Origin of the sequence: Mesorhizobium sp. M8A.F.Ca.ET.161.01.1.1, assembly GCF_004792105.1 — a bacterium.
Classification (GTDB): domain Bacteria; phylum Pseudomonadota; class Alphaproteobacteria; order Rhizobiales; family Rhizobiaceae; genus Mesorhizobium.
The window spans coordinates 1-412 of record NZ_SRTD01000107.1; the positions used below are offsets into that span (position 1 = coordinate 1).

Sequence of the window (412 nt, forward strand, 5' to 3'; positions counted from 1 at the left end):
TTCTGGACGACGGTGCACATACTGCCCGACACGCTGTTCGTCGGCGGCCTGGTGCTGGCGATCTTCCTCGCACTGGACATCGTCCTGCACCGCCGCGAAGCCGGAATGCCGAAGATCAAGGACCCGACCCCGGACACCAAGGTGCGGCTGCGCGGGCTGGCTAACCTGCCGCTGCTTGCCGGCGTCATCGGCGCGATCCTGCTGTCGGCCAGCTGGAAGCCGGGCGTCAGCTTCTCCATCTTCGGCGCCAGCCTCGAGCTCCAGAACCTGGTGCGCGACGCCATCATCCTGGCGCTGGCCTGGCTGTCGCTTCGCGTCTCGTACAAGAGCCACAGGCAAGCGAATGGCTTCACCTGGGGGCCGATCGCCGAGGTCGCCAAGTTGTTTGCCGGCATCTTCATCTGCATCGTGC

At 65.8% G+C, this 412-nt stretch carries 1 protein-coding gene; it reads left to right on the top strand.

Going from position 1 to position 412, the window contains the following annotated elements; translation table 11 throughout:
• Positions 1-412, top strand: a 412-nt coding sequence (locus EN804_RS34875; RefSeq protein ID WP_189602159.1) for a sodium:proton antiporter, incomplete at both ends; no start/stop codon positions are given.